Annotated in this window: 20 protein-coding genes; 3 read left to right on the plus strand and 17 right to left on the minus strand. The window is 74.8% G+C overall.

The genetic code is table 11. The features are described from left to right. Positions 1–59: 59 nt before the first annotated feature. The 4 genes from PSED_RS17935 to PSED_RS17950 all read right to left on the minus strand — a co-directional run bounded on the left by PSED_RS17935 (position 60) and on the right by PSED_RS17950 (position 7,728). On the minus strand, positions 60–1,355 hold the full coding sequence (locus tag PSED_RS17935) for an SGNH/GDSL hydrolase family protein (RefSeq protein ID WP_013675659.1): 1,296 nt from the start codon (positions 1,353–1,355) through the stop codon (positions 60–62). Between the two features lie 84 nt (positions 1,356–1,439). After that, positions 1,440–2,636, minus strand: coding sequence for a hypothetical protein (locus PSED_RS17940; RefSeq protein WP_013675660.1), 1,197 nt, complete (start codon positions 2,634–2,636; stop codon positions 1,440–1,442). 441 nt (positions 2,637–3,077) lie between these two features. Then, entirely contained in the window at positions 3,078–4,865 is a 1,788-nt protein-coding gene (gene aspS / locus PSED_RS17945) for an aspartate--tRNA ligase (RefSeq protein ID WP_041759815.1), read from the minus strand. Positions 4,866–5,022: 157 nt separating this feature from the next. Further along, positions 5,023–7,728, minus strand: a complete 2,706-nt coding sequence (locus tag PSED_RS17950) for an intein-containing Rv2578c family radical SAM protein (RefSeq protein WP_193788424.1) — start codon at positions 7,726–7,728, stop codon at positions 5,023–5,025. A gap of 69 nt (positions 7,729–7,797) precedes the next feature. Here PSED_RS17950 and PSED_RS17955 point away from each other — a divergent pair, with 69 nt between their 5' ends. Then, positions 7,798–8,352 (plus strand): gluconokinase, encoded by a 555-nt coding sequence (locus PSED_RS17955; protein WP_013675663.1) that lies wholly within the window; start codon positions 7,798–7,800, stop codon positions 8,350–8,352. A 108-nt stretch (positions 8,353–8,460) separates the two neighbouring features. Then, a complete protein-coding gene (locus tag PSED_RS17960; protein WP_013675664.1) occupies positions 8,461–10,011 on the plus strand; it encodes a YibE/F family protein in 1,551 nt (516 codons plus the stop codon). Here PSED_RS17960 and PSED_RS17965 read toward each other — a convergent pair. From PSED_RS17965 to PSED_RS17975, 3 genes are all read right to left on the minus strand, one after another. Continuing rightward, positions 9,959–10,552, minus strand: coding sequence for a class I SAM-dependent methyltransferase (locus PSED_RS17965; RefSeq protein ID WP_013675665.1), 594 nt, complete (start codon positions 10,550–10,552; stop codon positions 9,959–9,961). The two genes, PSED_RS17960 and PSED_RS17965, sit on opposite strands and share 53 nt — an antisense overlap. Positions 10,553–10,558: 6 nt before the next feature. Beyond that, the gene (gene hisS / locus PSED_RS17970; protein ID WP_041761551.1) at positions 10,559–11,788 is read right to left on the minus strand and encodes a histidine--tRNA ligase; all 1,230 of its coding nucleotides are present in this window, start codon (positions 11,786–11,788) and stop codon (positions 10,559–10,561) included. 83 nt (positions 11,789–11,871) lie between these two features. Then, a complete protein-coding gene (locus PSED_RS17975; protein ID WP_013675667.1) occupies positions 11,872–12,564 on the minus strand; it encodes an MBL fold metallo-hydrolase in 693 nt (230 codons plus the stop codon). 113 nt (positions 12,565–12,677) lie between these two features. Between PSED_RS17975 and PSED_RS17980 the strand changes: the two genes are divergently transcribed. Further along, positions 12,678–13,478 carry a peptidylprolyl isomerase gene (locus PSED_RS17980; protein WP_013675668.1) on the plus strand — a complete coding sequence of 267 codons (801 nt, stop codon included), beginning with the start codon at positions 12,678–12,680 and terminating at the stop codon, positions 13,476–13,478. Between the two features lie 112 nt (positions 13,479–13,590). On the opposite strand, the gene PSED_RS17985 is transcribed toward PSED_RS17980, so the two are convergent. From PSED_RS17985 to PSED_RS18030, 10 genes are all read right to left on the minus strand, one after another. Beyond that, on the minus strand, positions 13,591–16,056 hold the full coding sequence (locus PSED_RS17985; protein ID WP_013675669.1) for a RelA/SpoT family protein: 2,466 nt from the start codon (positions 16,054–16,056) through the stop codon (positions 13,591–13,593). A 33-nt stretch (positions 16,057–16,089) separates the two neighbouring features. After that, entirely contained in the window at positions 16,090–16,602 is a 513-nt protein-coding gene (locus PSED_RS17990; protein ID WP_049803702.1) for an adenine phosphoribosyltransferase, read from the minus strand. A 47-nt stretch (positions 16,603–16,649) separates the two neighbouring features. Continuing rightward, positions 16,650–17,876, minus strand: coding sequence for a protein translocase subunit SecF (gene secF, locus PSED_RS17995; RefSeq protein WP_013675671.1), 1,227 nt, complete (start codon positions 17,874–17,876; stop codon positions 16,650–16,652). A 1-nt stretch (position 17,877) separates the two neighbouring features. Then, on the minus strand, positions 17,878–19,701 hold the full coding sequence (gene secD / locus PSED_RS18000; protein WP_013675672.1) for a protein translocase subunit SecD: 1,824 nt from the start codon (positions 19,699–19,701) through the stop codon (positions 17,878–17,880). A 79-nt stretch (positions 19,702–19,780) separates the two neighbouring features. After that, entirely contained in the window at positions 19,781–20,296 is a 516-nt protein-coding gene (gene yajC, locus PSED_RS18005) for a preprotein translocase subunit YajC (RefSeq protein ID WP_013675673.1), read from the minus strand. Between the two features lie 89 nt (positions 20,297–20,385). Continuing rightward, positions 20,386–21,426, minus strand: coding sequence for a Holliday junction branch migration DNA helicase RuvB (gene ruvB, locus PSED_RS18010; protein WP_013675674.1), 1,041 nt, complete (start codon positions 21,424–21,426; stop codon positions 20,386–20,388). A 25-nt stretch (positions 21,427–21,451) separates the two neighbouring features. Then, positions 21,452–22,051, minus strand: coding sequence for a Holliday junction branch migration protein RuvA (gene ruvA / locus PSED_RS18015; protein ID WP_013675675.1), 600 nt, complete (start codon positions 22,049–22,051; stop codon positions 21,452–21,454). After that, positions 22,048–22,614: a crossover junction endodeoxyribonuclease RuvC gene (ruvC, locus tag PSED_RS18020; RefSeq protein WP_013675676.1), complete on the minus strand. Its 567-nt coding sequence runs from the start codon at positions 22,612–22,614 to the stop codon at positions 22,048–22,050. The genes ruvA and ruvC overlap by 4 nt, the downstream gene beginning before the upstream one ends. Positions 22,615–22,738: 124 nt before the next feature. Further along, positions 22,739–23,131 carry a VOC family protein gene (locus tag PSED_RS18025; protein ID WP_013675677.1) on the minus strand — a complete coding sequence of 131 codons (393 nt, stop codon included), beginning with the start codon at positions 23,129–23,131 and terminating at the stop codon, positions 22,739–22,741. A gap of 107 nt (positions 23,132–23,238) precedes the next feature. Next, positions 23,239–24,402: a tryptophan 2,3-dioxygenase family protein gene (locus PSED_RS18030; RefSeq protein ID WP_013675678.1), complete on the minus strand. Its 1,164-nt coding sequence runs from the start codon at positions 24,400–24,402 to the stop codon at positions 23,239–23,241. Positions 24,403–24,476 lie beyond the last annotated feature (74 nt).

Here is a 24,476-nt window from a genome sequence, read left to right on the forward strand (position 1 = left end):
GCACTGCGCGGCTGCTCACGCCTGCGCCACCCCGGGGCGCCGTGTCCTCCGGCCGGGACCTACGGCTCCGTGCGCCCGCCGCGCAGCCCGTCGACCAGTCCGAGCGCGATCACGGGCCCCAGGTCGCCGGCGCGGCGCACCAGCCACGGCAGCCCCTTGACGACGAGCCAGGCGATCCGGTGCGTCGTCGTCACCCGGCGACCGCCGGAGCATTCCGGCGACACCGGCTCCGGCACCGCCCAACCCGCGGCGGCGACGACGTCCGCGAGGGCCCCCGCGAGCAGCCGGTGGCCGAACTCCGACGGATGCAGCCGGTCGACCGCCCAGGCCGAACGTTCGTAGCCCCCCGGCAGCGCGTCGAGATCGAGCACGGTCGCCCCGGCCCGGTCGGCCGCCGCATCGATCGCGGCGTTGAGCAGCTCGATCCGCGTCCGGAGGGCCCGCCGCAGCGGGGCCGGGAGCCGGAAGACACGGGTGTGGTCGTGGTAGCGCAGGACGACGACCAGCGCCCCCGCTTCCCGCAGGGCCGCGAGCGTCGCGGCGCAGTCCGCCTCGAGTGCGGCGGGATCGAAGTCCGAGCGCAGGGTGTCGTTCATCCCGGCGCAGACGATCGCGATGTCGGGGCTGGACCCGAGGGCCGCGGGGAGCTGCTCGGTGCGCAGCCGGCGCATCCGGGCGCCGGAGCGAGCGAGGTTCGTCAGCCGGGTCCGCGGGGCGGGCTCGCCGGCGGTGCCCGGGTGCTCGCGACGGGTGTGATCGGCACCGGTCTGCCCGACGGTCCGTCCGGCCGTCTGTCCGGCGGTCTGTCCGGCGGTCTGTCCGGCGGTCTGTCCGGCGGCAGCGCGACCGGCGGCGGCCTGACCGGCAGTGGCGTGACCGGCGATGGCGGGTGGTGCGTCCAGGGCGTCGCGCAGCAGGACGGGGAACCCGCGCCAGCCGCCGCCCGCCGCGGGGTCCCCGATTCCGACCGCCGTCGAGTCGCCGAGGACGGCGAGTCGCTCGACCCGCCTCCCGCCCCCGGCGGGCCCCGGGCGTCTCGCTGCCGCCGCGTGCGCGCACCGCGACACGGATTGCCCGGCGAGGACCGGCGCGGCCGGCGGGTGCCCCACGGGCGCGGGGGGCGGCGGCGTCACCGACCACGGCCGGGCCGCCCCGGCGGACGCGGCCCTCGACGGCGCCACCGGCTCGGGATGTAGCGGCCCCGGGGGCAGGCCGCCGTCGGGTGGGCTCACGGCGCCCGTGGGTTCCGGGTCGTCCGCGGCACGCGCGGGCCCCGGACGGGACGCGGTCGTCCGCCCCTCGGCGCTGGTCGGGGCGGCGGCGGGCCGGAGCGACGGGGCGGGCGGCGCGATCACGCGCTCACGATCGCTCCCGCCGCCGGACCGGCGGTGTGCGTGCGGTGACGCGTCGCGGGCGGCCCGGGGAACGTCCGGTGCGCGTCAGACCGCGCTGCGGAACGCCGGGTACAACGGCAACGCCGCCGGCGCGTCGGAGAACCGGGCGCGCAGCGCCGCCGTCACGGCGTCGGCGAGCTCGACCGTCGCCGCGAGCCCCTCGGCCTCGGCCGCGGCCGTGCCGAGCCGGCGCCAGTAGTCGCACAGCGCTGTGCTGATCCGCGGCGAGCGCCCGGGCTCCGGTCCCATCGAGGTGTCCCGTTCACGGATCCGTGGCAGCAGCCACCACGTGCACAGCCACACCCACAGCAGCTGGGCGTCGAGCAGGCGGCGGTCCAGGCGCAACGGGTCGTCGAGGTCGGGCCAGACGACGGCGATCTCGTCGCGCCACGCTTCGAGCATCGCCTCGCTCATCCCCTCGGGCATCGCGAAGCTCGCCCGGCACCCCGGGAACGGCACCCGGAAGTAGGCGGCGTCGAGCGCCACGTCGCGGAAGCAGCCCCATTCGAAGTCGACGAACCGCACGCCGCGGCTGGTGACGAGGTTGTTGTCCGGGCACGTGTCCGACGGGCTGAACGCCCGGTACCGGGTGCCGCCGAGCAGTCGCGCGGTCTCGTGGACCTGCGCCGTCGCCGCCGCGGAGACCTGCACCCCGAGCACGGACTCCAGCAGGCCGGGCAGCCCGGCGATCGCGGCGCGGGCCTCGTCGGCCACGGGATCGCGCCAGGTCTTCTCACCGAGGCGGCGCAGCAGCGCCCCGAAGTCGTTCTCCCGGCCCGCCGTGGCGGCCTGCATCCGGCCGAGGGCCCGCGCCCAGCTGATCAGGTAACGCTGGGCGGCGGCCGCGTCGGGTCCGAAGAGCTTGTCCGCCAACGTCGAGCTGCGGCCCAGGTCCTCCAGCACGAGCAGCCGGGCCTGCGGGTCGTGGGCGATGATCACCGGGCTGGGCCGGGCGTCGGCCGGCATCGCGGTGAACAGCTGGCAGCTCGCGACCTCGAAGTGGAACGGGTCGGGCCGGTCGGAGTCGGCGTCGCCGACGTAGTGCTTGACGACGACCGTTCGGCGCATCGAGAACGGGTTGCGCGCCACGCGGGCGCGCGCGACCACCGACCGGTCGCTGCCACCCAGGTCCTCGGGGTCGGCCAGGACCACCGACGCGCCGTAGCGTCGGGTCAGGAGGCGCTCCGCGGCAGCCAGCGCCGCGAGCACCGGCCTGGGGAAGTCGGCCAGGTCACGAACCATCGGCGATGACCTTACCCGGCGAGAGCCTGGTTCCCCCGATGGAGCGGCGTCGATCTGCGCAGGGCTGGTGTCAGCGCCCGCGGTCCCAGGGCCGCAACACGTCTCGTCGCTCCGCCCGGCGGGCCGCGCCGCAGCCCGCAGAGCAGCGACGACCGCCGCAGCCCCGACCACGGACCGAACCCGCGGGCGCGGGCCGCACCCGGCGCCCACGCTCCCGGGGGAGACGGCGTGTCGCAGCGCGGCGCCGGAGCGGCGACGGCCTTCGTGGGTCCGACCGGACCGCTGCTGCCGACCGCGAACAGAGCCCGGCCACATGCCCCGCGCTGCTCCCGCGGATACCGGCCGACCGAGTGCCGCCCGAACGCACATGCCGCCCCACCGCGGATCGAGCCCGACTGCGGGGCGCGGGCTGCCCCGCGCGGACACTGCCGACCGACGGGGTCAGCTCCCGGCGGGCGGTTCGGCCTGGTCCTTGGGCTTCGGCGGGGTCGCGTCGACACCCGCCTCCTTGCGCTGTGCCGCCGTGATCGGCGCGGGCGCCTGGGTCAGCGGGTCGAACCCGCCACCGGTCTTCGGGAACGCGATGACGTCGCGCAACGACTCCGCCCCCGAGAGCAGCATGCAGATGCGGTCCCAGCCGAACGCGATGCCGCCGTGCGGCGGCGGGCCGTACTGGAAGGCGTCGAGCAGGAAGCCGAACTTCTCCTGCTGCTCGGCCTCGTCCATGCCGAGCAGGGCGAACACCCGCTGCTGCACGTCGGAACGATGGATACGGATCGAGCCGCCGCCGATCTCGTTGCCGTTGGCGACGATGTCGTAGGCGTAGGCCAGCGCCTGGTCGGGCGCCTCCTCGAAGCGGTCGAGCCAGTCCTCGTTCGGGGAGGTGAAGGGGTGGTGCACGGCGGTCCAGCCGATCTCCTCCCCCTTGTCGTCGCGGACGCGCTCGAACATCGGCGCGTCGACGATCCACACGAACGACCAGGCGCTCTCGTCGACCAGGCCGACGCGGCGGGCGATCTCGCCGCGTGCCGCACCCAGCAGCGCGCGGGCGTCCGACGGGTGACCCGCGGCGAAGAAGATCGCGTCGCCGGGGTCGGCGCCCACGGCCTTGGCCAGCCCGTCGCGCTCGACGTCGGACAGGTTCTTGGCGACGGGACCGCCGAGCGTGCCGTCCTCGCCGACGGTGACGTAGGCGAGGCCGCGGGCACCGCGCTGACGGGCCCACTCCTGCCACGCGTCGAACTGCCGACGCGGCTGCGACGCGCCACCGGGCATCACGACCGCGCCCACGTAGTCGGCCTGGAAGACGCGGAACGACGTCGCGGAGAAGTACTCGGTGAGCTCGGTGAGCTCGATGCCGAAGCGCAGGTCGGGCTTGTCGGACCCGTAGCGCGCCATGGCCTCCGCGTAGGTCATCCGCGGGATCGGCAGCGGGATCTCGTAACCGGCGAGCTCGCGCCACAGCGCCGCGGTGACGGCCTCGCCCAGCTCGATGACGTCGTCCTGGGAGACGAAGCTCATCTCGATGTCGAGCTGGGTGAACTCGGGCTGACGGTCGGCGCGGAAGTCCTCGTCGCGGTAGCAGCGGGCGATCTGGTAGTAGCGCTCGGTGCCCGCGACCATCAGCAGCTGCTTGAACAGCTGCGGGCTCTGCGGCAGGGCGTACCAGGAGCCGGGCCGCAGCCGCGCCGGGACCAGGAAGTCGCGCGCGCCCTCCGGGGTCGACCGGGTCAGCGTCGGCGTCTCGACCTCGACGAAGTCGCGCTCGTGCAGCACGGTGCGCGCGATCCGATTGGCCTCGCTGCGCATCCGCAGCGCGGCCGCCGGACCGGTACGGCGCAGGTCGAGGTAGCGGTGCTTGAGCCGGATCTCCTCGCCCACCTCGGTGTGGTCGTCGATCGGGAAGGGCAGCGGCGCCGACTCCGACAGCACGGTCAGGTCGGTGGCCAGTACCTCGATCTCGCCCGTCGCGAGCTCGGGGTTCTCGTTGCCCGCGGGGCGTCGCGCCACCTCGCCGGTGACCTGGACGACGAACTCCGACCGCAGCCGGTGCGCCCGCTCGGCCATCTCGCCCTCGCGGAACACGACCTGCGCGGAACCGGACGAGTCGCGCAGGTCGATGAAGATCACGCCGCCGTGATCGCGACGGCGGGCCACCCAACCGGCGAGGGTCACGGTCTGTCCGGCATGGTCGGCACGCAACGTGCCGGCGGGGTGGGTGCGCATCACGGGGAGCAAGGCTATCCGGCGCCCCGACGGTGACGGCCAGCAGGTTTCCGCTCCCCCGGCGCACCGTGCGGCGACGCGGCGACGCGAGGACGTCCCGACGTGTCGGTGCCCCGCGACGACCCGGTGTGCCGGGGCCCAGCGGGCCGCGAGCGGCGGCTCACAACAGGCTGAGCTGGTCGCCCGCCGCACCGCTGCGGTCGTCCCTGCCGGCAGACGGGCGTGCCGCCGCCGCCACCTCCGGGTCCCGGTCGGACGTCGGCCGTGTCCCCGGGTCGGCGCGACCCGCGGCGCCCAGGTCGACGTCGGCGGCACGGCCGCGGAAGCGCATCGCCGTCACCGAGCCGTCGAGCCCGTGCCGGCGCAGCAGCGGTGCGACGCGTTCGGCCAGCGCGGTGCGGTAGGCGCCGTCGACGTATGCCCCGCGGCGGTACAGCCGCCCGTACGCGTCGACGAGCCCGGGATGCTCGCGCTGCAGCCACGCGAGGAACCATTCCCTGGTCCCGGGGCGCAGGTGCAGCGCCATCACGCTCGCGCCCGTCGCGCCCGCCGCCGCGATACGTCCGAGCAGCGCGTCGAGCGCCTCCGCCGAGTCGGTGAGCAGCGGCAGCACGGGCGCGACCATCACCCCGCAGGGCAGACCGGCGTCCGTGATCCGCCGCACCAGGTCGAGCCGGGCCCGCGGACTCGGCGCCCCCGGTTCGAGACGGGCCTGCAGCGACCGGTCGAGCAGCGCGATCGACACCCCGAGCCCGACCGGGACGTCCTGGGCTGCGGACGCGATCAACGGCAGGTCGCGGCCGAGGACGGTCCCCTTGGTGAGCACGGAGAAGGGCGTTCCCGATCCGGCGAGCGCCCGCACGATGCCCGGCATCAACCGGTAACGCCCCTCGGCCCGCTGGTACGGGTCGGTGTTGGTGCCCATCGCCACGGGCTCACGGCGCCACCGCGGCCGATTCACCTCGCGTTCGAGCACTCGTGCAGCGTTGACCTTGACGATGATCTGGCTGTCGAAGTCGGCGCCCGCATCGAGGTCGAGATAGGTGTGGGTGTTGCGCGCGAAGCAGTTGTGGCTGATCACGCCTTCGGCGACGAAGTCACCGGTCCCCGTCGTGATGTCGAACATCGGCCGCGACTCCGGGAGCGGTTCCACGGCCACGACCTCGGGCCCGGCCGCCGCGACGACCGACCCGCCGGGCTCGCGGATCCCGGTGGCCGACGGGTCGACACAGCCGGCGAGCCGGGTGAGCGTGCGCGCATCCGCCGGCAGGACCGCCGTGTGCAGCGCCTCCCCGGCGCCCGGGCCCGGAGCATGCCGGACGAACCGCAACCCGAGCTCCCGGCCCGCGGCGACGAACCGGTCGAGCAGGTCGCCACCGGCGGGGCCGACGGCCCGCACCTCCAGCGCCGCGCCGGAGCGGGACCCGAGCGCATCGAGCACGCCCGCGACGAAGCCGGCCTTCCACTCCCGACCGGGCCGCAGCGGCCACCCGGCCGGACCCACGGCCGCGGCCGACCCGACCCGCACCCCGCCCCCCGCGGGCAGCGGCACCCGCCGGGCGGCCGTCGCGACCGGGGTCGCCGCGGCCACGGAAGCGACCGGCGCTCCGGGAGCTTCCGCCACTGCGAGGGATCCGGACGGTTGCACCGAGCCGACCGGCACTGCCCGCCCGGCTGAGCCCGTCGAGCCCGTCGAGCCCGTCGAGCCCGTCGAGCCGACGGGCCCTGCCGAGCCCGACGACGCTGTCGCGGCTGCCGGCAGCGAGGCTGCCCCGGCCCGCCGCGATGCACGCCCACCCGGCCGGGGCCGACGCGCCTCGGGGCGGGTGGTGCGGGTCGGCCCCGAGGCCGACGTCCACACCCCTGGCATCGCCACGGCACGGGCCCAGCCACCGCCGCGGGCGAGCGCCGCCGGGGAGCTCCCCGCAGCCGCTGACGCCGGGACCGTCGTCACCGGAACCGTCGCCCGTGCCGGGCCTCCGGCGGCACCGGGCTCGGCGCCACCGGCTCCGGGGCCCGCGGCGGCACCGGCCCCGCCCCCGGCGCCGACCGCGACACCGACCTCGGCCATGCGGCCGAGCACGCCCGCGTCGAGGTGGGCGACCAGATCGCGTGCGGCCGGACCGGCGGCGGCCCCGTCGGCGTCGGCGAGCATCCGGTGGACCCGCGCCAGTGCCTCCAGCGGGATCCGGCCGGACGGGAACGCCTCACCCGACGCGGCGGGATGCACCGCGTCGGCCCGGGTGATCCCACAGAGGTAGCCCACCCGGTACGCGGGCTCGGACGCCGGCGAGGGCGTCGGCGCACCGGGCCCGAGCAGGCGCGACCCCGGCCGCAGGTGCGGACGCCGGCCACTGCGGCACCACCCCGGCGACACGTGGCGCCATCCCTCACTGGTGAGGAAGCGGTGCTCTCCGCTGGTGACGAGGTCCGTGCCGTCGCTGAGCACGACACGGCGGGCCGGGCGCACCGTCGACCAGTGCGCCAGTACCCGGGTGCGGACGTAGCGGCGGACACCGTCGGGACCCACCTCGGTGCCGACCACCGCATCGCGGACCGTCACGTCGGCGATGGGCCGCCATCGACCGTCGGCCAGCAGCACGCGCGCCGACCCGTCAAGGCAGTAGACGCACGCGTGCGAGCAGCCGCGGTACGGATTGACCGTCCAGGCGAACGGCATGCGCGAGGGCGCCGGCACCCGGTTGAGCACCGACTTCGCCTCGACCTCGTGGAAGACGGTGCCCGCGAACTCCGGCGTCCGGACGCTGCGCAGCAGCCCCCGGAGGCCCGGCAACGCCGCGTCGCCGCCCACCCCGTCGTCCCGCACCTGCTGCCCGCTCCACCGCACCCCGGGATTCGAACACATGTTCGACACCCCTGCAAGCCGCTATCCCCACCCGTTGGCCGCCGTGCGCCGACCGCGCATCCTGGACCGGTGAACGGGACACCGTCGGCCCCGCACGGGGCGCCGCAGGTCCGGACGACGACCGTCGTCGTCTCGGGGGTGTCCGGCACGGGCAAGTCGACCGTCGCCCGCCTGCTCGTGGAGCGGACCGGCTGGGACTTCGCCGAGGGCGACGACCTGCATCCGGCGGCCAACCGCCGCAAGATGACCGCCGGGACACCCCTCGACGACGCGGACCGGCTGCCCTGGCTGCGCCGGATCGCCGCGTGGGTCGGGACGTGCGAGGCGGACGGTCGGAACGCCGTGGTCACCTGCTCGGCCCTGCGCCGCAGCTACCGCGACCTGCTGCGCGCGGGCCACCCGTCGGTGTGGTTCGTCCAGCTCACGGCCGGGCCCGAGGACCTCGACCGGCGGCTGCGGACCCGGCGGGGCCACTTCATGCCCGCCTCACTGCTCGGCAGCCAGCTCACGACGCTCGAGCCCCTCACCCCCGACGAGCCCGGCGCCGTGTATCCCTCCGACGGCGGCCCGCTGCGCGTCGCCGAGCGCGTCCTCGGCGACCTCCGGACGCGGCCCGGCCGCTGACCCCGCCCGCTCAGCCCGCCCGCTCGGCCGCACCCGGCGCCGGGCACTGCCCGGAGCCGACTGCCGACCCGGTCCGGAGGCCCGGCACCGCGTTGGAAGAATGCACCGGTGTCGCAGGCCGATCCCGATCGCCGCGATCCCGATCGGTCCGGGGCCGCGGGCCGTGCCACGACACGGCCACAGCACACCCGCGCCCGTGACACGGCCGGCGACACGGCCCACGGCTCCGACGCCCCGACGGTCGAGTTCGCCGCGGTCCCCGCCGGTGTCCCGGCGGGCGACGACCGGCCGCACACCCGAGCGGCCCGCCGGACCACCGCCCGGCCCGGCTCCGGACCCACCCGCCGCGACCCCGGGAACGGCGACACCGCCCAGGGAGACACCGCGCACGCAGACACCGCCCACGCCGACACCGCGCACGGAGACACCGACCGCGCCCGCGACGACGACGGTCGTCCCGGCCGGGCACGGGACACCCCCAGGCCGAGCCACGGTCACGGCCACTCGCACTCGAACGCGCCGGCCGGGCCGTCGGCCCGCCGGGTCCGGATGTTCATCGCCGCACTGCTCGTGCCCTGCGCGCTCGCGACGGTCGTGGGCGTCGTCCTGCTCTGGCCGCGCCAGGGGCCGCCGGCCACGACGCAGCAGCCGGGCACGCCGGTTGACGCCCAGGTCGTCGCGACCCAGCGGGCCGACTGCACACCCGGGGACGGCACGGGCGCCTGCCTCGGCCTCACCGTGCACATGACCGACGGGCCGCTGCCCGGCCGGGATCTCGTGCAGATCCTGCCCGTCGAACCGTCCACGCCGCGGTTCGCGGTCGGCGACGGGGTCGTGCTGCAGTGGTCCGGCGCGGACCCGCTCGATCCGGGCTCGTACCAGGTCGTCGACTTCCAGCGCGGCCCGCCGCTGGTCTGGCTCGCGGTGCTCTTCGCGGCGGCGGTGCTGGTGCTGGGCGGGTGGCGCGGGCTCGCGGCGCTCGTCGCGCTGGGCCTGACGTTCGTCGTGCTGCTGGTGTTCGTGCTGCCGTCCGTCATCGCGGGCCACGACCCGCTGGCTGTGGCGATCGTCGGTGCGTGCCTGGTCATGTTCGTGGTGCTCTACCTGACCCACGGGCTCTCGGCCCGCACGTCGACGGCGGTACTGGGGACGCTGGTCTCGCTGGGGGTCATCGGGGCGCTCGGCGCGGTCTTCGCGGCCGCCGCGAAGCTGACGGGTCTCGACGACCAGACCGCCAACCTCATCGCCACCCTCGGGGCGCCGGTGGACGCCCGCGGCCTGCTGCTCGCGGGCTTCGTGATCGGGGCGCTGGGCGTCCTCGACGACGTGACGGTCACCCAGACCAGCGCGGTCTGGGAGCTGCGCGCCGCCAACCCCGACCTCGGTGCGGGTGCCCTGTTCGCCGCGGCGATGCGCATCGGCCGCGACCACGTGTCGTCGGCCGTCAACACCCTCGTGCTGGCCTACGCGGGCGCGTCGCTGCCGTTGATGCTGGTGTTCTCGTTGTCCGGCAACGGGTTGGGCCACGTCCTCACGATCGGCGACGTCGCGACGGAGATCGTGCGGACCCTCGTCGGGAGCATCGGGCTGGTGGCCTCGGTGCCGATCACGACGGGGCTGGCGGCGCTGGTGGCGAGCCAGGAACCGCGCCCGGTGTGACCTCGCGGCGCCGCGCGAGCAGCGTGGCCGCGCCGTCGCCCTCCTCGTGGGTGAGCACGTCGAGCCCGGGGAACGCGGCGGCCAGCTCACCGGGCCCGGCCCGGAACGGCCCGGGCTCGTCGTCGACCTCGGACAGCACGGTGAGCACGAGCAGCCCGCCCTCGGCGAGCAGGCGCGCGAACGCCGGGTACAGGCGGGGGTCGCGGAACCGCTGGCAGACGACGAGGTCGTAGGGCCCGGTACACGCGGCCGGGAGACCGGCGTCGAGGTCGGCCACGTGCCACGCGACCTCGACGTCCTGCGCGGCGGCCAGCGCGGCGCCGGCGGCCAGCGCGACCGGCGAGACGTCGACCGCGTCGACGACGAACCCGCGCGCGGCCAGCCACACCGCGACGCTCCCCCGGCCGCAGGCGACGTCGAGCGCCCGACCGCCCGCGGGCAGCAGGTCCTCGCGGCCGCGCAGTGCATCGGGCGGCGCCGGCTGCCCGACACCGGCGACGGCGTGCCGCGCGTCCCAGCGCTCCCGGTCGGTGACGGCCATGCGCAGTCAGCCGTGGATGCGGCCGGCGACCGTCTCCACCACCGCGTCGAGTGCGACGGCGTCCTGGTCGCCGGAGCCGAGGTCCTTGACCCCGACGGTGCCGGCCTCGATGTCGCGCTCGCCGAGGACCAGCGCGAACCGGGCGCCGGACCGGTCGGCCGCCTTCATCGACCCCTTGAGGCCGCGGCCGCCGTAGGCGATGTCGACCCGCACGCCGGCGGCCCGCAGCTTCGCCGCGACGACGACGAGCCGGTCGCGCGCGGCGTCGCCCAGCGGCACGCAGAAGACGTCGACGCGGGGCGCGTCGTCGATCGCGACGCCCTCGGCCCGGCACGCCAGCAGGGTGCGGTCGACGCCGATCCCGAACCCGACGCCCGAGAGCGGCTGCCCGCCCAGCACCTCCATCAGCCCGTCGTAGCGGCCGCCGCCGCCGATGCCGGACTGCGCGCCGAGGCCGTCGTGGACGAACTCGAACGTCGTCTTCGTGTAGTAGTCCAGCCCGCGGACCATCCGGGGGTTCTCGACGTAGGCCACGCCGAGGTCGTCGAGGTGGCGCTTGACCGCCGCGTGGTGCGCGGCCGAGGCCTCGGAGAGGTGGTCGACGAGCAGCGGCGCGTCCGCGAGCAGCGCCCGCACCTCGGGACGCTTGTCGTCGAGCACGCGCAGCGGGTTGATCGCCGCGCGGTGCCGGGTCGCCTCGTCGAGCGGCAACCCGGCGAGGAACTCCTGCAGGCGCTCCCGGTACGGCGGGCGGCAGTCGGCGTCGCCCAGCGACGTCAGCTCCAGGCGGTAGCCGGTGAGCCCGAGCGAGCGGAAGCCCTCGTCGGCGACGGCGATCACCTCGGCGTCCAGCGCCGGGTCGTCGACGCCGATCGCCTCGACGCCGACCTGCTGCAGCTGCCGGTAGCGTCCGGCCTGCGGGCGCTCGTAGCGGAAGAACGGCCCGGCGTAGCGCAGCTTGACCGGCAGCCCGCCGCGGTCGAGGCCGTGCTCGATCACGGCCCGCACGACGCCCGCGGTCCCCTCGGGCCGCAGCGTCACCGACCGCTCGCCCCGGTCGGCGAAGGAGTACATCTCCTTGCTGACGACGTCGGTCGACTCCCCCACGCCGCGGGCGTAGAGGCCGGTGTCCTCGAAGACCGGCAGCTCGATGTGGCCGTAGCCGGCCCGGTCCGCGGCGGCGACCAGCGCGTCGCGGACCCGGACGAAGCCGTCGGCGGGCAGGTACTCCGGGATGCCCTTCGGCGCGGCGAAGGGTTGGGCGCGGCCCGTTCCCGGCGTGGTCCCGGTCGACGTCCCCGAGCCCGTGTCCGTCGCGCTCACAGTCCCCTCCGTGCGGGCGGCTGCTCGCCCAGATCCTGCAGGAACGGGTTGCTCGCCCGCTCCCGGCCGATGGTGGTCGCCGGGCCGTGGCCGGGCAGCACGAACCCGGAGTCGTCGCGCACGAGCAGCTTGTCGCGCACGCTGGCCAGCAGCTGGCGGTGCGAGCCGCCCGGCAGGTCGGTACGGCCGACCGACCCGGCGAAGAGGGTGTCGCCCGCGAGGATGACCTCGGTCCCGTCATCGGACGGCGTGGTGAAGACGACCGAGCCCGGCGTGTGGCCCGGGGTGTGGTCGACGCGCAGGGTCAGCCCGGCGAGCTGCAGGTCCGACCCGTCGGCGAGCAGCTCCACCGAGCGCGGCTCGCGCAGCTCCAGCCTGCCGCCGAAGAACGCGGCGGACTCCGCCGAGATGCCCTTCAGCGGGTCGGCGAGCAGCTCCCGGTCGTCGGGGTGGATCCAGGCGGGGATGTCGTTGCCGTCGCACACCGGCGCGACGCTGAACGTGTGGTCGAAGTGCCCGTGGGTGAGCAGCACCGCGACCGGCGTCAACCGGTGTTCGGCGAGCAGTTCCTCGAGCGGTTCGACCGCGTCCTGTCCGGGGTCGACGACGATGCACGCCTCCCCCGCCTCACGGGCGAGGACGTAGCAGTTGGTCTGGAACGACCCGGCGGGAAAGCCTGCGACGAGCACACGAGCAGCCTAGACGCGCCCACCCAGGTTCCTCTCAGGCACGGTGGATAGGCTCGCCGCCGCCGGCAGCGCCCGCTGGGCGCCGGTTGCCGAGGACAGGAGGATGCACCGCGGTGGCGACCAACCAGATGCGACGCGAGGCGGCCAAGCGCAAGCTCGCCAGCCAGCAGCAGCGGCGGGCCGAACAGGCACGCCGACGCAAGCGGGTCGCGACGATCACCACCGCCGCGGTCGTCGTCGTCGTGGTCGTCGGCGTGGTGCTGCTGACCACGATCGGCTCCGGCGGCGGCTCGGGCAACCAGGCGGCGGCACCCACGACGGCCTGCAGCTACCCCACCGAGACCGGTGCGGCCAAGCCCAACAACCCCCCGTCGACCGACGACGTCCCCGACACCGGCACCGTCGGCGTCGCGCTGACCACGTCGGCCGGGCCCATCGGGCTGACCCTGGACCGCGCCGAGGCGCGCTGCACCGTCAACAGCTTCGTGAGCCTGGTGAACCAGAAGTACTTCGACGACACGATCTGCCACCGGCTCACCACCGGTGAGGGGCTGAAGGTCCTGCAGTGCGGCGACCCGACCGGCACCGGCACCGGCGGCCCCGGCTACACCATCCCCGACGAGCCGCCGACGAAGCTGGCGCCCGCGCCGGGCGGGAGCGGATCGGTCATCTACCCGCGCGGCACGGTCGCGATGGCGAAGACGTCGGCCCCGAACTCGGGCGGCAGCCAGTTCTTCCTCGTCTACGGCGATTCGACGCTGCCGCCGGACTACACGGTCTTCGGCACCGTCGACGCGGCCGGCCTCGCGACCCTGGACAAGATCGCCGCGGGCGGCGAGGACGACTCCAACGGGACCGGCGACGGCAAGCCGAAGACCGAGGTCCGCATCCAGACCGCGACGCTCACCTCCTGACCGTCACACCCTGACCGTCGGCTCCCGATCGGCGGCTCCCGATCGTCGACGGGCCACCGGGCCCGGTCCGCCCTCCGCGGACCGGGCCCGGTGTCGTCGCGGGCCGAGCCGCTCAGCCGGCCGACGTCACCCGGTACACGTCGTAGACGCCCTCGACGTTGCGCACCGTGCGCAGCAGGTGGCCGAGGTGCTTCGGGTCGCCCATCTCGAAGCTGAACCGCGACACCGCGACGCGGTCGCGCGAGGTCGTCACCGACGCCGAGAGGATGTTCACCCGCTCGTCGGCGAGCACCTTGGTGACGTCGGAGAGCAGCCGGTGCCGGTCGAGCGCCTCGACCTGGATGGCGACGAGGAACACCGACCCCGGCGACACGGACCACGCGACGTCGACCAGGCGTTCCTGGCGGCTCTGCAGGTCGTGGGCGTTGGTGCAGTCGGTGCGGTGCACGCTGATGCCGCCGCCGCGGGTGACGAACCCGAGGATGTCGTCGCCCGGCACCGGGGTGCAGCAGCGCGCCAGCTTGGTGTACATGTCGCCCGCCGAGGTGCCGTCGGGGTTGACGACGGTGACCCCCGCGTCGCCGGTGGGCCTGCGCTGCCGGACGGTCGACGGGGTGGCCCGCTCGGCGAGCTCCTCCTCCGCGTCCTCCATGCCGCCGAGCAGCGCCACCAGCCGTTGGACGACGTGGCGGGCACTCGCGTGGCCCTCCCCGACCGCGGCGTAGAGCCCCGACAGGTCCGGGTAGTGCAGCTCGCGGGCGAGCGCGGCCATCGAGTCCGGCGAGGCGAGCCGCTGCAACGGCATGCCGGTGCGGCGCGCCTCCCGGGTGATGGCGTCCTTGCCCGCCTCGATGGCCTCCTCGCGGCGTTCCTTCGCGAACCAGTGCTTGATCTTGGTCTTGGCCCGCGGCGACGCGACGAACTGCAGCCAGTCGCGGCTCGGGCCCGCACCCTCGGCCTTGGACGTGAAGATCTCGACGACGTCGCCGGACTCCAGCGTCCGCTCCAGCGCGACCAGCCGGCCGTTGACCCGGGAGCCGATGCAGCGGTTGCCGACCTCGGTGTGCACGGCGTAGGCCAGGTCGACCGGCGTCGAGCCCGTCGGCAGCGTGACGACGTCGCCCTTCGGGGTGAAGACGAAGATCTCCTGCGAGGCGAGGTCGAACCGCAGCGACTCCAGGAAGTCGCCGGGGTCGGCGGCCTCCCGCTGCCAGTCGAGCAGCTGGCGCATCCACGACATCTCGTCGATCTCGACGGTGCCGGCCGTGGCCGCGTGGGACCCCCTGCTCTCCTTGTAGCGCCAGTGCGCCGCGATCCCGAACTCCGCGGTGCGGTGCATCTCGCGGGTCCGGATCTGCACCTCGAGCGGCTTCCCGTCCGGGCCGATCACGGTGGTGTGCAGCGACTGGTAGACACCGAAGCGCGGCTGGGCGATGTAGTCCTTGAACCGGCCGGGCATCGGCTGCCACAGCGCGTGCACCATGCCCATCGCCGCGTAGCAGTCGCGGACCTCGTCGACGAGGACCCGGACCCCGACGAGGTCGTGGATGTCGTCGAAGTCGCGGCCCTTGACGATCATCTTGCGGTAGATCGAGTAGTAGTGCTTGGGCCGGCCCTCGACCGTCGCCGTGATGCGTGCGCCCTCGAGCTGCTGCATCACCTCGTCGATGACCTGCTTGAGGTAGGTGTCGCGCGACGGCGCCCTGGTGGCGACGAGGCGCACGATCTCCTCGTACTTCTTGGGGTGCAGGATCGCGAACGACAGATCCTCGAGCTCCCACTTGACCGTGGCCATGCCGAGGCGGTGCGCCAGCGGGGCCATCACCTCGAGGGTCTCGCGGGCCTTCTTGGCCTGCTTCTCCGGCGGCAGGAAGCGCATCGTGCGCATGTTGTGCAGCCGGTCGGACAGCTTGATGACGAGCACCCGCGGGTCGCGGGCCATGGCGACGACCATCTTGCGGATCGTCTCGGCCTCGGCCGCGGTGCCGAACTCGACCTTGTCGAGCTTCGTCACGCCGTCGACCAGGTGCGCGACCTCGTCGCCGAAGTCGGTGCGCAGCCGCTCCAGCGAGTAGTCGGTGTCCTCGACGGTGTCGTGCAGCAGGGCCGCGACCAGCGTCGTCGTGTCCATACCGAGCTCGGCCAGGATCGTCGCGACGGCGAGCGGGTGGGTGATGTACGGGTCGCCCGACTTGCGCTTCTGGTGGGCGTGCTTGGCCTCGGCGACGTCGTACGCGCGCTGCAGCAGCCCCAGGTCGGCGTTGGGGTGCAGCGTGCGGTGCACGGTGGCCAACGGCTCGAGCACCGGCTTGACGATCGCGACCCGCTGCGGGGTCATCCGCCGGGCGATCCGCGCCCGCACGCGACGCGTCGCCGACGGCTTCGTCACCGCGGTGCCGGTCGGCGCCGGGTTCGACGGCGCGGGGTTCGACGGCGCGGGGCTCGACCGCCCGGTGCTCGACGGCGCGGGGCCCGTCGGCGCAGTGTTCGCCGCCGAGTTCGTCGCCGCCCTGGCGGCCGCCGTGCCGGGGCCCTCCGGACCGGGCACGGGCGGCGCCGCCGGCTGCAGATCCGTCATGCGCGCTCCACCTCCGGAAGGATAACCCTGCCGCTAGTACGTGAGCAGCGAGTGCACCGCGACGTCGCCGACGAGCCGGTCGCGGCCGCCGAGCGCGCGCAGCTCCACGAGCGCGCCGAAGCCGGTGACCTCCGCACCCACGTCGCGCAGCAGCGCGCAGGCCGCGCCGGCGGTCCCGCCGGTGGCCAGCACGTCGTCGACGACGAACACCCGGTTCCCGGACGTGACGACGCCCTCGGGGAGCTCGAGGGTGGCCTCCCCGTACTCCAGGGCGTAGCGCCGGCTGGCCGCGACGCGGGGCAGCTTGCCCGCCTTGCGGACGGGTACGACACCCACGCCCGCGACGACGGCGACCGCCGAGCCGATGAGGAACCCGCGCGCCTCGACGCCCGCCACGATGTCGGCCACGCCGACCAGCGCGGCCAGCTCGGTCGCCACGACGGTGAAGGCCTCGGCGTCGGCGAGGACGGGCGTGATGTCGCGGAACAGCACACCCGGCTCCGGGAAGTCGGGCACGTCGCGGACCAGCGCCGCGACCGGCGCCATCCGCTCCGCGGTCTCGGGGTCCAGGCCGGCGACGGCGTCGAGCGCGGTCACCGGCGACGCTTCCCGCTCGGGCGTGCCGACTTGCCCGTCGGCCGCGCGCCCGAACGCTGCGGTTGCCGGCGCGGGTTCCGGTCGGGGGTCGACGCCGCCGCGGCCACCGCCCGCTCACGGCGCAGCTCGCGGCCGAGCGTCTCGTCGTCGACGAGGTCGGGCTCATCGTCGTCGAACGTCCCGGCGCCGCGCTGCGCGGCCGCCGCCCGCGCCCGCCGTGCGGCGACGCGCTCGGCCTGCTTGCGGAACCGCGGATCGCGCATCTTGAGGTCGACGAGCAGCGGCGTGGCCAGGGCCAGCGACGACAGCGCACCGGCGACGATGCCGACGAGCTGGACGAGTGCCAGGTCGGCGAGGGTGCCGACGCCGAGCAGCCCGACGCCGACGACGAGCAGCCCCAGCACCGGCAGCACCGCGATCAGCGAGGTGTTGATCGAGCGCATCAGCGTCTGGTTCAGCGCGAGGTTGGCCGCCTCGCCGTAGGTCCGCCGGGTCAGCCCGAGCAGACCGCGGGTGTTCTCCCGGACCTTGTCGAACACGACGACCGTGTCGTAGAGCGAGAAGCCGAGGATCGTGAGCAGGCCGATGACGGTCGCCGGGCTCACCTCGAAACCGACGATCGAGTAGATGCCCGCCGTGACGACGACGTCGTGCAGCAGCGCGACGAGCGCCGCGATCGCCATCGACCGTTCGAAGTAGAACGCGAGGAAGATCGTCACGAGCACGAGGAACACGGCGAGCGCGATGATCGCCTGCCGGGTGATCTGGCCACCCCAGGTGCCGCTCACGTCGCTGTCGCTGATCACCTGCTGGGAGGGCTGACCGTCGGGCCCCAGGGGCTGGAGCTCCTGGAAGAGCGCCTGCTTGAGCGCGGCGGTCTGGCCCACGTCCAGCGGCTCGGACCGGAGCTGGATCGTCTCCGACGCACCGGTCCCCGCCGACTGCACCGACGCCGCCGGGATGCCGACGCTCTTCTCGTAGACCTGGCTGACCTGGGTCGTCGTGATCTGGCCCTGGGCGCCGGCCGCGGGGAACTGGATCTGGGTGCCGCCGGTGAAGTCGATCCCGAGGTTGAAGCCCCGGAAGATGATCGAGACCAGGCACACGAGCACGAGCGCGCCGAAGAACGCGTACCAGATCTTGCGCTTGCCGACGATGTCGAACGCGCCGGTGCCGGTGTAGAGCCCGGAGAACTTGCCGGGCCGCGTCGTGGTGGCCGCCATGTCAGGCCCCCTTCCCGGCCGTCGCGGCCGCCCGTCGCCGTTGCGCGCCGATCGCCGCGACGCTCCCCAGCCCGGAGAGCTTCGGGCTGGAGAACACGCGGGAGTTCGACGCCAGCGCCACCAGCGGGTGCGTCACCAGGAACACGACGATCAGGTCGAGCACCGTCGACATGCCGAGGGTGAACGCGAAGCCCTTCACCTGGCCGACGGCCAGGATGTAGAGCACCGCGGACGCGAGGAAGCTGACCGCGTCGGCCGACAGGATCGTGCGCCGGGCCCGGACCCAGCCGCGCGGGACCGCCGCCCGGAACGAACGGCCCTCCCGCATCTCGTCCTTGAGCCGTTCGAAGAAGATGACGAACGAGTCGGCCGTGATCCCGATCGCGACGATGAAGCCCGCGACGCCGGCGAGGTCGAGCGTGAGCCCGACCCAACGCCCGAGCAGCACCAGGACGGCGTAGACGACGACCCCGGACAGGGCCAGCGACAGGATCGTCAGGACGCCGAGCACGCGGTAGTAGAACAGGCAGTAGACGAACACCAGCGCCAGCCCGATCGCGCCGGCGATGAGCCCGGCCTCCAGCGAGGCGAGCCCCAGCGTCGCCGACACCGTCTGCGCCTGCGACGACTCGAACGACAGCGGCAGCGAGCCGTAGCGCAGCACGCCGGCCAGCTGTTGCGCGCTCTGCTGGTTGAAGTTCCCGGAGACCTGCGTGACGCCGTAGAGCGCGCTCTGGATCGTCGGCGCCGACACGACCTGACCGTCGAGCACGAAGGCCGCCTGCTGACCGATGTGCTGGGCGGTGTAGTTGCCCCACGCCGTCGAGCCCGCGCTCTTGAACGACAGGTTGACGACGTAGTCGAGACCCTGCTGGTTCTGGCCGGCCTGCGCGTTGTCGATCTGGGTGCCCTCGACGATCGTCGGGCCCAGCACGTACTTGGTGACCCCGTCCTGGCCGCACGTGACGAGCGGCTGGTCGGGCAGGTCGTAGCCGCGCAGCGGGTCGTCGGCGCAGTTCAGCGTCGCGAGACCCTGCAGCTGGGTGGTGGGGTCGCTGCTCTGCCGGACCTGGCGCGCCTGCGTGACCTCCGCGGCCAGCGTCGGGTCGCTCGGCGAGGACGCCGTCGCGTCGCCCGCGGGCGGCGGGGTCTGCGCCCCGGTCGGCGGGGTCTGCTCACCGGTCGGCGGGGGCGTCGGGGTCGGGGTCTGCGCCGGGACCGAGTACGCGGCCGGTGCGATGCGCCCGGCCGACGTGCCCATGCCCTGCGGCTGCGTCCCGGTGCCACCGGTCGCCGGGGCACCGCCCGTCCCGGTTCCCCCGGCGGGCGGGGTGCCCGGCGTGGCCGAGCCCGGCTGGCCGCCCGCACCCGGCTGCCCGCCCTGCTGCGCCTGCTGCTGCGCCGCGGCGTAGATGTCGCACGGGGTGTTGCCGCCCTGCGACGGCTGGCTCGTGTCGCACACGACGCCGCGGATCCGGAGCTGCGCGGTCTGCCCGAGGGACTTGGCCTGCTCACCCGCGTCGCCCGGGACGGTGATCACGAGGTTGGTGCCGTCGAGCACCACCTGCGCGCCGCTCACGCCGAGCCCGTCGACCCGCTGCTGGATGATCTGCTGCGCCTGCACGAGCTGGTCGCGCGGTGGCTGGCCGCCGTCGGCGGTCCGCGCGCTCAGCGTGACCTGTGTGCCGCCCTGCAGGTCGATGCCGAGCTTGGGGGTGGGCTTGCCGTCCCCGGTGAAGAACACCAGGGCGTACAGCACTACGACGATGCCGGCGAAGATCGCCAGGTACCGCCAGGGGCGGATACGCCCCGGGGTCGTTGCCACGTGCAGGTCTCCAGAGGTATCCCGGGACCCCGACCGTCGGGGCCCGGGTGGGCGACCCCGGTGGCCGCCCTGGGGTTCGTCAGTTGCGGGAGCCCGGCGTGCCGCCCGTCTGGGCGTCGTCGTCGGTGGCGCCCGCAGCGCCGTTGGTGCTGCCGTTGGTGCTGCCGTTGCTGCCGGCGGTGCCGCTGCCGGCAGGGGCGCCGGAGTCGGTCCGGCCCGCGGCCGGGTCCTTCTTCTCCAGCGACGGCGGGGTCGACGGCTCCGAGGTCGCGGACGGGATGTCGTCCCCGACGGCCGGGTCACCGGTCAGCGACGAGGCGTCGTCCGGGACCGTGGTGGTGTCGACCTTGTCGCGGACGGCGGCGCGCAGCCACGTCGTGACCACGCCGTCGGCGATCTCCAGGTCGATGGTGTCCTCGTAGGAGGCGTCGACGACGGTGCCGCGGAGACCGGAGGTCGTGGTGACCACGTCGCCCGGCTCCAGCGAGGTCTGCAGCCTCTGCATCTCCTGCATGTTCCGGCGCTGCTTGCGCCCGGACAGGAAGATGGGGATGAACAGCACCAGGATGAGCAGGGGGAAGAGCAGCGTTTCCATGATCTTCTGAGATCTCCGTATCTTCGCAGGTCGGCCCGAGTCTGCCAGCCCCGCGGATCGCGCGACGCCCGACCCTCGACCGCCTCCGTTCAGAACAACGGCTGGGACGTCTGACCGGTGACGTCCGGAGGAGGGGTCACACCCAGATGGCCCCATGCCGCGGCGGTCGCGACCCGGCCCCTCGGAGTGCGGGCCAGCATGCCTGCGCGCACCAGGTACGGCTCGCAGACCTCCTCGACGGTACCGGGTTCCTCGCCCACTGCCACGGCCAGCGTCGATACACCCACCGGACCGCCGCCGAACGACTTGACCAGCGCGGACAGCACCGCGCGGTCGAGCCGGTCCAGACCGAGCTCGTCGACGTCGTAGACGGCCAGCGCCTCGCGGGCCACGTCGAGGGTGACGGCGCCGTCCGCGCGGACCTCCGCGAAGTCGCGCACCCGGCGCAGCAGCCGGTTGGCGATGCGGGGCGTGCCCCGGGACCGGCGCGCGATCTCCGCGGCCCCGTCGGGGCGCAGGTCGACCTCGAGGATGGCCGCGGCACGGCGCAGCACCAGCTCCAGCTCGGCCGGCTCGTAGAACTCCATGTGCCCGGTGAACCCGAACCGGTCGCGCAGCGGCCCGGTGAGCGCACCGGCTCGCGTCGTGGCCCCGACCAGCGTGAACGGCGCGATGTCGAGCGGGATGGACGTGGCGCCGGGGCCCTTCCCGACGACGACGTCGACGCGGAAGTCCTCCATCGCGAGGTAGAGCATCTCCTCGGCCGGCCGGGCGATGCGGTGGATCTCGTCGATGAACAGGACGTCGCCGGGCATGAGGTTCGACAGCATCGCCGCGAGGTCGCCCGCGCGTTCGAGCGCGGGCCCCGACGTCAGCCGGATCGCGGCGCCGAGCTCGGCGGCCACGATCATCGACAGGCTCGTCTTCCCCAGCCCCGGCGGGCCGGACAGCAGGATGTGGTCCGGTGGCGTGCCCCGCCGGCGGGCGCCCTCGAGCACCAGCTCGAGCTGCTCGCGCACGCGGGGCTGGCCGATGAACTCCGACAGCCGGCGCGGCCGCAGCGTGCCCTCGACGTCGAGGTCCTCCTCGAGCACCTCGCCGCCCACGTCGCGCAGGTTCTCCTCGCTCACCGAGGTCCCCCCGGGCCTGGGCCCGTCACGTCCGACCCAGGGTCGCCAGTGCCGAGCGCAGCAGCGCCGCGGGCTCGGCGTCCGGGTCGCCCGCGAGGATGCCGTCGACCGCGGCCTCCGCCGGCCGCGCGGTGAACCCGAGCCCGACGAGCGCCTCGACGACCTGGTCGCGGTGGGCGTTGCCGGTGACGAGCGGGCGCACGTCGCCGGCCAGGACCGGAGCGGGCGCGACGACCTTGTCGCGCAGCTCGACGACGAGCCGCTCGGCGCTCTTGCGCCCGACGCCCGGGATGCGGGTGAGCGTCGCGGTGTCGCCGTCGGCCAGGGCGCGGCGCAGCGACTGCGGGTCGAGGACCGCGAGGGTGGCCAGCGCGAGCCGCGGGCCGACGCCGCTGACGGTCTGCAGCAGCACGAACAGCTCGCGTTCCTCGGCGTCGGCGAAGCCGTAGAGGGTGAGCGAGTCCTCGCGGACGACGAGCAGCGTCTCCAGCCGGGCCTCCTGCCCACGCCGGAGCCCGCCGAGGGTCGCGGGCGTGGCGAACACGGCGAAGCCGACCCCGCCCACCTCGACGACGGCGTGGTCGAGGCCGACGGAGAGGACCTCGCCACGGACGCTGGAGATCATCGGGCTCCCTTCGCCGCGGCGGCGAGCCGGGCCTTGTGGTGCCGGGCGAGCTCCGCCGCACGGGCCTGGGCCTGCGCCATCCTGTCCTGCATCGGGCCGCGCCAGCAGTGGCAGATGGCGAGCGCCAGCGCGTCGGCCGCGTCGGCGGGCCGGGGCGGCGCGTCGAGCCGCAGCAAGCGCGTCACCATCGTGGTGACCTGCGCCTTGTCGGCCCGGCCGGCGCCGGTGACCGAAGCCTTGACCTCGCTGGGCGTGTGGAACGCGACGGGCAGCCCGGCCCGCGCCGCGGCGAGCGCGATGACCCCGCTGGCCTGGGCGGTGCCCATCACGCTGCGGACGTTGTGCTGGCTGAACACGCGCTCGACGGCCACGACGTCGGGCGAGAACGCGGCGATCCACCGGTCCGCCGCGTCGGCGACGGCCAGCAGCCGGGCGGGCAGCGGCGCGTGGGCGGGGGTGCGCACCACGTCGACGGCGACGAACTCGACGCCGCGCCCGCCGGTGGAGTCGACGACCCCGATGCCGCAGCGGGTCAGCCCCGGGTCCACTCCGAGCACCCGCACCCGCACCCTCCGATCGCACGAACAGCCGTTCGAGGCCGAAGGCTACCGGCCGGGCCGTCCGGCTCGTGCGGGGCACGCCGGTGGCGCGTCACGCGGTCGGACCCGGCGGGTCGGGTGCCCCGGATCAGGACCCGGGGTCGGCCTTGTCGTTGACGAACAGCACCCGACCCTCCGGGTCGACGACCTGGATGTAGCTGCCCGAGGGCTCGTGGGTGGGACCGTCGACCTCGATCCCGGCGGCACGCAGCGTCTCGGCGGTGGCGAGCAGGTCGTGGCACGACAGGGTCAGCGCGTACAGCCGGTCGGGCTCGCGGTGGTACGCCCTGGCCGGCGTGAGCACGATGCTCGTCTGCGCGCCCGGCAGCGCCACCTCGACCCAGCGCGCGCCCGGCCACAGCGACCGGTCGACGGTCTTCGCGAAGCCCAGCTTCTCGAAGAAGGCGACCATGACGTCCTGGTTCTCGACGGCCAGCATCGCCCCGGCGATGCGCGCGATGACGGGCGGTCCGACGTCCATGACGATCATCCTGACCGACGTGCGGACGGTGCGCACCCACCCGGCGGGTGAGCGGGCCGGGCACACATCCGGCGTCGTCGCGACGCCGTGCCGCGACGGCGCCGGCGTCACGACGCGGCGAGGCCGCCGAACAGCCGGTTGGACAGGCACGCGCGCAGGTAGGGCGCCCCTGCGGTGTAGCCGGAGCCGGGCGCGTCGCCGAGCATCCGGACGGCCAGTCCGTGGTGCGCCGCCTTCCAGCGCTGATGGCCGGCCTCGAGCCTGCCGAGCGCCCGGTCGAGCGCCGCGCGCCCGACGGCGCCGAGAGCCGCGTCGGCCTCGCGGCGGGCATCGGAGAGCGTGTCGACGCCCGCCTCGACCGCGGACCGCACGCGTGGGACACCGGCGAACGCCGCGGAACCCAGGCGCGTCCCGCTCGGCCTGCCGCAGACGACCTCGAACCGCTTGTACTGCTCGGACTGGATCGCGCTGGCGCCCTCGGTGTGCTCGCGGAAGTCGAGGAAGGCGTCGACGCGCAGCGTCGCGACCAGCCGGAACAGCATCGCCGCCCGGGCGAACACGCGGTCGGCGCGCTCGACGCGGGCGATGGCCTGCTCGGTCCGGCCCGCCCGCAACGCGGCGGTCGCGGCGACCATCTCGTCGGCCAGCGTGGTGAAGATCATCTCGCGTGTCTGCAGGGCACGGATGAAGAAGTACTCGTCGTGACGGGTCGACACCGGCAGCACCGACAGGCCGAACCAGGTGGCGAGCCCGGTCGCGGGCAGCTCGGGCAGCGCGACCGCGTCGAGCTGGTCGTCGGCGGTGACCGGGTGGTCGTCGGAGGCGGCGACGAAGCGCAGCGCGTGCCGGATCCGCTTGCGCCGCGTCGGCGGGTCGGGCAGGTCCGGGCCGGCCGCGCTCCGCTCGACGCGGACGACGTCGGCCATCAGCAGCGCGGCGAGCCGGTCGGGGGCGAGCCCTGCCGCGGCGCGTACCCGCTCGAGGAGCGGAAGCGCGAGGTAGGTGCGGTTGGAGAAGCGGCACTCGTGGCGGGCGAGGACGCAGCCGAGGTACGCGTCGAGGAACGGATGTCCGGCGCCGTGTCGGCGCCGCAGCTCACCGAGCCGGACCAGCATCGCGACCGGCAGCGCATGCGTACCGGTCCGCCGCACCTGGGCGGCCACGGCGGTCGCGATCGCCGGAGCGTCCAGCGCGGCGCCGCGCGGGACCATCGGCACCGCGACGTGCGTCGCCGGCCCGGGCAGCGGGTCCCCGCTCGTGAACGCGTCCATGACGGTCCACGGTCGCGGAGCGGGCCCGACCGCGCGATCGGGTGCACCCCCGGATCGCGCCGGTCAGCCCCACG

Source organism: Pseudonocardia benzenivorans CB1190, from assembly GCF_000196675.2.
GTDB lineage: Bacteria > Actinomycetota > Actinomycetes > Mycobacteriales > Pseudonocardiaceae > Pseudonocardia > Pseudonocardia benzenivorans.

Bases quoted from the DNA above. Each gene is read 5' to 3' on its own strand.
- PSED_RS17990 (WP_049803702.1), bottom strand. From the start codon at position 16,602: ATGGCGCCGGTCGCGGCGCTGGTCCGCGACGTGCCCGACTTCCCGGAG.
- yajC (WP_013675673.1), bottom strand. From the start codon at position 20,296: ATGGAAACGCTGCTCTTCCCCCTGCTCATCCTGGTGCTGTTCATCCCC.
- PSED_RS17985 (WP_013675669.1), bottom strand. From the start codon at position 16,056: ATGACGGATCTGCAGCCGGCGGCGCCGCCCGTGCCCGGTCCGGAGGGC.
- ruvA (WP_013675675.1), bottom strand. From the start codon at position 22,051: ATGATCTCCAGCGTCCGTGGCGAGGTCCTCTCCGTCGGCCTCGACCAC.
- PSED_RS18025 (WP_013675677.1), bottom strand. From the start codon at position 23,131: ATGGACGTCGGACCGCCCGTCATCGCGCGCATCGCCGGGGCGATGCTG.
- PSED_RS17965 (WP_013675665.1), bottom strand. From the start codon at position 10,552: ATGGCCGTCACCGACCGGGAGCGCTGGGACGCGCGGCACGCCGTCGCC.
- PSED_RS17940 (WP_013675660.1), bottom strand. From the start codon at position 2,636: ATGGTTCGTGACCTGGCCGACTTCCCCAGGCCGGTGCTCGCGGCGCTG.
- PSED_RS17950 (WP_193788424.1), bottom strand. From the start codon at position 7,728: ATGTGTTCGAATCCCGGGGTGCGGTGGAGCGGGCAGCAGGTGCGGGAC.
- secF (WP_013675671.1), bottom strand. From the start codon at position 17,876: ATGGCGGCCACCACGACGCGGCCCGGCAAGTTCTCCGGGCTCTACACC.
- PSED_RS18030 (WP_013675678.1), bottom strand. From the start codon at position 24,402: ATGGACGCGTTCACGAGCGGGGACCCGCTGCCCGGGCCGGCGACGCAC.